6 protein-coding genes are annotated in these 6,223 nt (G+C 74.0%); 1 reads left to right on the top strand and 5 read right to left on the bottom strand.

Annotation, left to right across the window (positions count from 1 at the left end):
- The coding region (locus tag ACFYQ6_RS33890) for a carboxyl transferase domain-containing protein (RefSeq protein WP_388766683.1) at window positions 1-407 on the bottom strand (407 nt) is incomplete at its 3' end.
- Between the two features lie 26 nt (window positions 408-433).
- Complete coding sequence (locus tag ACFYQ6_RS33885) at window positions 434-1,483, bottom strand: polyprenyl synthetase family protein (protein ID WP_361578741.1); 1,050 nt, start codon at window positions 1,481-1,483, stop codon at window positions 434-436.
- Window positions 1,484-1,843: 360 nt separating this feature from the next.
- Between ACFYQ6_RS33885 and ACFYQ6_RS33880 the strand changes: the two genes are divergently transcribed.
- Complete coding sequence (locus ACFYQ6_RS33880) at window positions 1,844-2,077, top strand: hypothetical protein (RefSeq protein WP_361578744.1); 234 nt, start codon at window positions 1,844-1,846, stop codon at window positions 2,075-2,077.
- Between the two features lie 17 nt (window positions 2,078-2,094).
- Here ACFYQ6_RS33880 and ACFYQ6_RS33875 read toward each other — a convergent pair whose 3' ends face one another.
- The 3 genes from ACFYQ6_RS33875 to ACFYQ6_RS33865 form a co-directional block, all read right to left on the bottom strand.
- Entirely contained in the window at window positions 2,095-4,041 is a 1,947-nt protein-coding gene (locus ACFYQ6_RS33875) for a BTAD domain-containing putative transcriptional regulator (protein ID WP_361578747.1), read from the bottom strand.
- A 62-nt stretch (window positions 4,042-4,103) separates the two neighbouring features.
- Window positions 4,104-4,844, bottom strand: a complete 741-nt coding sequence (locus ACFYQ6_RS33870; RefSeq protein WP_361578750.1) for an IclR family transcriptional regulator — start codon at window positions 4,842-4,844, stop codon at window positions 4,104-4,106.
- A gap of 457 nt (window positions 4,845-5,301) precedes the next feature.
- Window positions 5,302-6,201: a LuxR family transcriptional regulator gene (locus ACFYQ6_RS33865; RefSeq protein ID WP_361578753.1), complete on the bottom strand. Its 900-nt coding sequence runs from the start codon at window positions 6,199-6,201 to the stop codon at window positions 5,302-5,304.
- Between the last annotated feature and the right edge of the window lie 22 nt (window positions 6,202-6,223).

Genomic DNA, 6,223 nt, shown 5'->3' with positions numbered 1-6,223 from the left:
TCCTGGATACGCGCACCCGCGCCGTCGTTCAGCGACACCAGCGGCGCACCCGCCGAGATGGCCATGTCCATGATCTTGTGGATCTTCGTGGCATGGGCCTCACCCAGCGCCCCGCCGAAGATCCGGAAGTCGTGCGCGTAGACGAAGACCGTCCGGCCCTCCACCGTGCCCCACCCGGTGATCACACCATCGGTGTACGGCTTCTTCGCCTCCAGACCGAACCCGGTCGCCCGGTGCCGGCGCAGCTGCTCGACCTCCTTGAACGAACCCGGATCCAGCAGCAGCCCGATACGCTCCCGCGCCGTCAGCTTGCCCTTCGCATGCTGCGCCTCGGTCGCCCGGTCACTCGGCCCGCGCAGTGCTTCGGCGCGGATGACCGCCAGTTCGTCCGTCGCTTCCCGTGCCATGTCCAACCCCTTGTCGTGTCCGCTCGTCACGTCAGTGCCCCCGCGCACACCGCGGGGGTCACACGCGTGACGACGTAGTCGCACAGGGCGTGCAGCGCCCGGTGCGCCGGCCCCGGTGGCAGTGCGTCCAGGGCGGTCCGGGCCAGGCGGAGCCGCCGGCGCAGATGCGCCTCGGCGGCTGCCGGGGCGGGCGACGCCGCGAAGAGCTCCAGCGCGCGGCGCCGGTCGTCCGGGTCGGCCAGCGGTCCGGCCGCCAGCAGCTCCCGCAACTCGGCGCCCGCGGGCCGCCGGTCGGCGAGGGCCAGCAGCACCGGCAGGCTGGGGACCCCGGCGGCCAGGTCCTTGCCCTGTTCCTTGCCGGTGGACGAGGCGGGCGCGAGGAGGTCGAGGAGGTCGTCCGATATCTGGAAGGCGATGCCCAGCTGGCGGCCGTACGCGTCGAGGGCGCGTCCGTACGAGGCCGGGGCGCCCGCCCGGAGGGCGCCGGCCCCCAGCGCCATGGCGAGCAGCGCCGCGGTCTTGCCCGAGGTGACCTGGAAGAAGTGGGCCACGGGATCCTCGCCCTCGGCGGGCCCCGTCATCTCGCGCAGCTGCCCCACCACGAGCTCGCTCGCCACGTCCGCCTGGAACCGCACCATGTCCGGGCCCAGTTCGGCGGCGAGCCGGGCGGCGCGGGCCAGCAGCCAGTTGCCGCCCGCCACGGCGAGCCGGGCGCCCCAGAGGGCGTTGGCGCTGGGCACTCCGTGCCTCAGCTCCGCCCCGTCCATCACGTCGTCGTGGTAGAGCGAGGAGATGTGGACGAGTTCGGCGATCACGGCCGCCTCGACGACGCCCTCCCGCCACGACTCCCCGAACTCCGCGCCGAGCAGCACCAGAAGCGGGCGGAGCCTCTTGCCGCCCGCCGTCGCGATGTGGCCCGTGAGCTCGGCCACCCGTGGGTCCCCGGATTCCGCCGCGCAGTCCAGGAGGCGCTTCTCGACGGCGATCAGGGATTCCGCCGTCCGCTCGCGGAAAGACGGGTCGTGCGCAGCCATGTGGGCAAGCAGTTCGGAACCGGGCAGGGCCGTGGCAGTCATGTCCTCGTCCTTTTCTCAGCGGGCTCGCGACGTCGTGCGAGGGCACGCCGGGCACGACACGCTCCGACCCGACGGTCCGGTCCCACGACGGAACCGGACCCCCGGCGTCCCGGCAGTACGAAGGGGGGGAATCGCCTGCCGGACAGGCGGGCTCCGCAAGAGGGGCGAGCACGGCGCCTGACCCGTCCATGGAACTGCGAGCCCGTCGCGCCCGGCAAGAGCCGCTTCAGGAAGCTGCCAGCCCGCAGGGCACACGGCATCCGGTGTGCATGCAAAAGGGCCGGAGTATAGAAGAGGCATAGGTATGTGCCCAACTCTGGAGGGACCGCCCGGCAGGGGTGGTTCGAGGAGGAGGGACACATGAGCATGGGCGCCGCACCGGATCCGGCCGAGCTGCCGGAGACCCCGACGGGGACCGGGGGGCAGTGGCCGGAGGAAGCCGCGGACGGCGTACCCGGCGAGGACGGTCCGCACGAGAGCGGATACCTGGACGAGGACTCGGTCGCGGACGACCAAGGACTGCGCTGGGCCGCGTTGCTGGCGGCGTTCATCAACGACGTACAGCCCCCGCCGGCGACGCCGCCGGCCGACTGACCCGCCGCGTCCGCCGGTCAGGCACCCTCCGTGACGCACTCCGCCTCACGGACCACCAGCCTGACCAGCGGCGTGCACCGGTAGCGCTCCTGTGCCGTGAACGCGGCGGACGGGCCGCCCGGCGGGAGCGGAAGGGCTCCGCCCGGAGCCCTGTCCGCCGCGCCCCCGGCCGCCGCGCTCCCATGGGCAGTGCCCACCATCTCCAGCAGCCCGCCCTCCACCAGCGCGTCCAGAGCTCCCCGGGCCCGGTCCTCCGAGCAGTTGAGCCGTTGCGCCGCCCCGGCCGGCGAGAAGACCCCTGGTTCCGTCCGGGCCAGCGTGCGCAGGACCGGACGCAGCGGCGGCTCCAGCCGCATGACGCCCGCTCTGAGCACGCTCCACAGCTCGTGTCCCCCCTCACCCCACTCGTCCGGCCGCACCTCTCCCCTCTCCAGCCGGTCCACCAGCCTGCCCACCGGCCACAGCGGGCGGGTCACCAGCCGGGTCGCGCAGAACCGCAGGGCCAGCGGCAGCCCTTCGCACAGCGCCAGCAGCCGTGCGGTGGCCTCGGGTTCGGCGTCCAGACGCGCCTGGCCGACACGGGAGGAGAGCAGCTCCCACGCCTCCGTCTCGTCGAGACGGCCGACCGGCACCACCCTCACGCCCTCCATCGAGGCGAACTGCCGGCCGCCGCTGATCAGCACCCGGCACCCCGGGCCGCTCGCCAGCAGCGGGCTCACCTGCCGCTCGTCCAGGGCATTGTCGAGCACCACGAGGATCCGGCGGCGGGACAGCGCGCTGCGGTACAGCTGCACCCGCTCGTCCAGCGTCGGGGGCAGGTCCTCGCTCCGTACGTGCGTCAGCGCGCGCAGGAAGCTGCCGAGCACGTCCCTCGGGTCCTTGGCGCGCCCGCCCTCGTCGCGCAGATCGATGTAGAGCTGCCCGTGCCGGAACTCGTCCCGGCAGGCGTGCCCGGCGCGCACGGCCAGCGCCGAGGTGCCCACCCCGGCCGCACCGGTCAGGACGGCTCCGCGGTACGGGCCCTCCTGCCCCCTCAACACCGCCAGCACGACGGGGAGTTCGGCACGGCGCCCGACGAATCCCGCCGCGTCCACCGGAAGCATCGCGGGGACGATGCCCTCCCACGGACTGTGCGCGGCGCGCCCGGGCACTCCGGCCGGGGCGTCAGGCCCCGGCGCGGGGGGGCCCGCGCGCCGCCCGGTCAGGATCAGGGGTTCGGCTGCGACCGGCCCGGGGAGCTGCTCCAGCAGCACCGCGCGGTGCAGCGCGCGCAGCGCTGCTCCCGGGGCCACCCCCAGCTCCGCCTGGAGGACCCGGCGGCCCTGTTCGTACACCCGCAGCGCGTCCATCTGCCGGTCACAGCGGTACAGGGCTGTCATCAAGTGGCCGCGGAACGACTCCCGGGCGGGATTCTCCGCCACCAGCCTGGTGAGTTCCGGCAGGGCGGCGTCGTGCCTGCCGAGAGCCAGGACCGCCTGCATCCGCTGGTCGATCGCCCGGAGCCGCGCCTCCTCCAGCAGGGGGAGTTCGGTCCGGGCGAGGAACTCCGTGACGTCCGCCAGCGCGGGTCCTCTCCACAGCCGCAGTGCCGCTTCGAGGCCGGCGGCGGCCTCCGCGTAGCGGCGCTGCACCAGGTACTGCCGCCCCTGCTCGGCGAGTTGCTGGAAGGTCTTCCAGTCGAGCCGGGCCGATCCCAGGACCAGGCCGTAGCCACGGTGCCGGCGCACGAGCCGTACTCCGGGCTCGCAGCTGCGCCGCAGCCGGGATATGTAGGTGTAGAGCTGTGCGGACTTGGTGGCGGGCGGCTCCGGCCCCCAGAGCAGTTCGCCGAGCCACAGGTCGGAGACGAACCGTCCCGGGGAGATGAGGAGGGCCGCGAGTACGGTGCGCTGCTTGGCGGCGGTGAGCGGGACCCGGGCCCCCCGGTCCCAGATCTCCGTGGGGCCGAGGATCCTGAACTCCATCGGCGCGCCCGGCTCCTGCCGTCCCGGCGGCCCGGGCCGCCACCCGCCCTGGTGCGGGGGAGTCATCCGGCAGACGCTTCGCCCAGTCGCAGCGCCGCGTCGATCACGGCACCGCCGAACTCACGCGAGGGCTCCCTGGTCAGCACCGAGGCCGGGCCCGAGAGGGAGAGCGCCGCGACCACCCGGCCCCCCGGCCCCCGCACGGGAGCGGCCAGTGTCACCACGTCCGTGTCCCAGGTGCCGAAGCTCTGGGCCCAGCCGCGCCTGCGTACCTGGGTCAGCGCGGCCGCGGTGAAACGGGCGCGGGTGACGCCCGCGTAGAGCACCTCGGGTTCCTCCCAGGCGAGCAGCACCTGCGCCACCGCTCCGGATCGCAGGGTGAAGGCGGTACCCACCGGCACCGCGTCCTTCCCCGCCGTGGTGGTCTCCGCACCGGCCACGCACAGCTGCACGTCCTCCCGGCGCCGGTACAGCCGGGCGCCGGCCCCGGTCCGGTCGCGCAGGTCCGCCAGGACGGACCCGGCCAGGGCCAGCATGCGGTCACCGTGCACGACCACCGCCATCTCCCCGAGCCTGGGCCCGAGCTGGAACCGGCCCTTCGCGTCACGGGTCACCAGCCGGAGCCTCTCCATCGCCTGGGCCAGGCGGTGGGCGGTGGGCCGTGTCAGCCCGGTGACCACGACGATCCTGGACAACGATGCGGGGCCCTCCTCCAGCACGCTCAGCAGCAGGGAGGCCTTGTTCAGCACGCCGACCCCGCTGTCGTGAGGGAGAGGGAGGTCCGTGCAGGACAAGGTGGTCATCGAACACCCTCCAGTGACTCGGCCCGCGCACCGGCCGGTTCGGCGGCCCGCACGATCAGGTGGAAGTGGCCGCCGGCGGAGGCCGGTCCGGCGGGGCCTGCTTGAGGCGGCGTTCCCGGCCGCGCTCCGGGCGAGGCCGCCTGGTGCGGCGGCTCCGGCCACGCGCCGGGAAGGGCCGTGCGAGGCGGCGTGGCCGGCGGCTCTCCGGGACGGGCCGCGTGGGACGGCGACCGCGGCGGCCTTCCGCTGACGGCCCCCGGGCTGTGGCGGCGGAACCGTCCGCCGCCCGTGCCGGCCTTCATTCTGTTCGCACCTCGCGTCGGCGGTACTTCATGGCGGTACTGCGACGGGGCGCGCGGGCGGGCCCCGGTCGACGCAGCCAGTTGTAGTCGTCCGCCTCGCGGCCCGACAACGGCAACTACAGGAAGCTGCCAGCCCGGGGCCGCCCCACGGCACGTCAGGTGCCGTCCGACGGGGGCTTGGTCGCCTGCGGTGGACTCTCCATGCCGCCCAGCAGCCCGAGTTCGGCGGCCCGCACGCCCGCCTGGAAGCGGGAGGTCGCCTCCAGCAGCGTCATGATCTCCGCGACGTAACGCCGGTAGGTGCGTACGGACACGATGAGTTCGCGCGCCGCCACCTCGTCGGTGACCCCGGCGCGCAGCGCTCCGAGTATCTGCCGGGCGAGGTCCGTACGGCAGTGGTCGCCGAAGGTGATGCGCGCGTACGCCGGCACGGCGTTGCGCCACACCCCCTCGTAGAGCGTGCGGAGCGTGCTGATGACGTCGGGGACCCTGATGAGCGACGCCCGGCGGCCGGTCGAGGACTCGGCCGACACGAGCGCCACCGCTCCGTCCACGATCACGCCCTGCAGGGGTGGCACACGAGCAACCCGGATCTCGATGGGCGAGCCCAGTGCGAGCTGCTCGCGGACGAAGTCCTCGTCGATCATGGCCGGCGAACACAGCAGCCGGAGACGCACGGTCTCGGGCACCACGTAGGTCAGCTCCCGCAAGGGCCCCTTGGCGTCCGTGCCACAGCTCGGGCCGGAGGCAAGCACCACGTCGATGGTCGACCGGGCCTGCAGCACCAGCTTGCGCGCCTCGCCCAGCAGCTCCTCCCTCCTGCCGTCCACGGCGACGATCTGACGGTCCCAGGAGACCCTGTTGCGATGCCTCTCCACCGTCGACTCGATGAGGGCCCGGACCTGGAGCAGGGTCCGCTCTATGGCGTCCTGCCCCTCTTCCGGCCCCTCCGGCCCCCCGCCCGGCGGCCCGGGCGGTTCCTCGGCTCCCCTGCCGGGTCTGCGCCCTTCGCCGCCCGCTTCACTCGGGTCCGGCCCTGGTGTGGTTCTGCTCATCTTCCTGTTGCCCCCGTTGATC

Source organism: Streptomyces sp. NPDC005494 (assembly GCF_042872025.1).
GTDB lineage: Bacteria > Actinomycetota > Actinomycetes > Streptomycetales > Streptomycetaceae > Streptomyces.
The sequence above is the reverse complement of the archived record's forward strand: the minus strand, read 5'-3'. Positions and strand labels throughout refer to the sequence as shown.

Excerpts from the sequence above, each read along its gene's own strand:
- ACFYQ6_RS33870 (WP_361578750.1), bottom strand. The coding sequence starts at position 4,844 with ATGACCACCTTGTCCTGCACGGACCTCCCTCTCCCTCACGACAGCGGG.
- ACFYQ6_RS33865 (WP_361578753.1), bottom strand. The coding sequence starts at position 6,201 with ATGAGCAGAACCACACCAGGGCCGGACCCGAGTGAAGCGGGCGGCGAA.
- ACFYQ6_RS33875 (WP_361578747.1), bottom strand. The coding sequence starts at position 4,041 with ATGGAGTTCAGGATCCTCGGCCCCACGGAGATCTGGGACCGGGGGGCC.
- ACFYQ6_RS33885 (WP_361578741.1), bottom strand. The coding sequence starts at position 1,483 with ATGACTGCCACGGCCCTGCCCGGTTCCGAACTGCTTGCCCACATGGCT.
- ACFYQ6_RS33880 (WP_361578744.1), top strand. The coding sequence starts at position 1,844 with ATGAGCATGGGCGCCGCACCGGATCCGGCCGAGCTGCCGGAGACCCCG.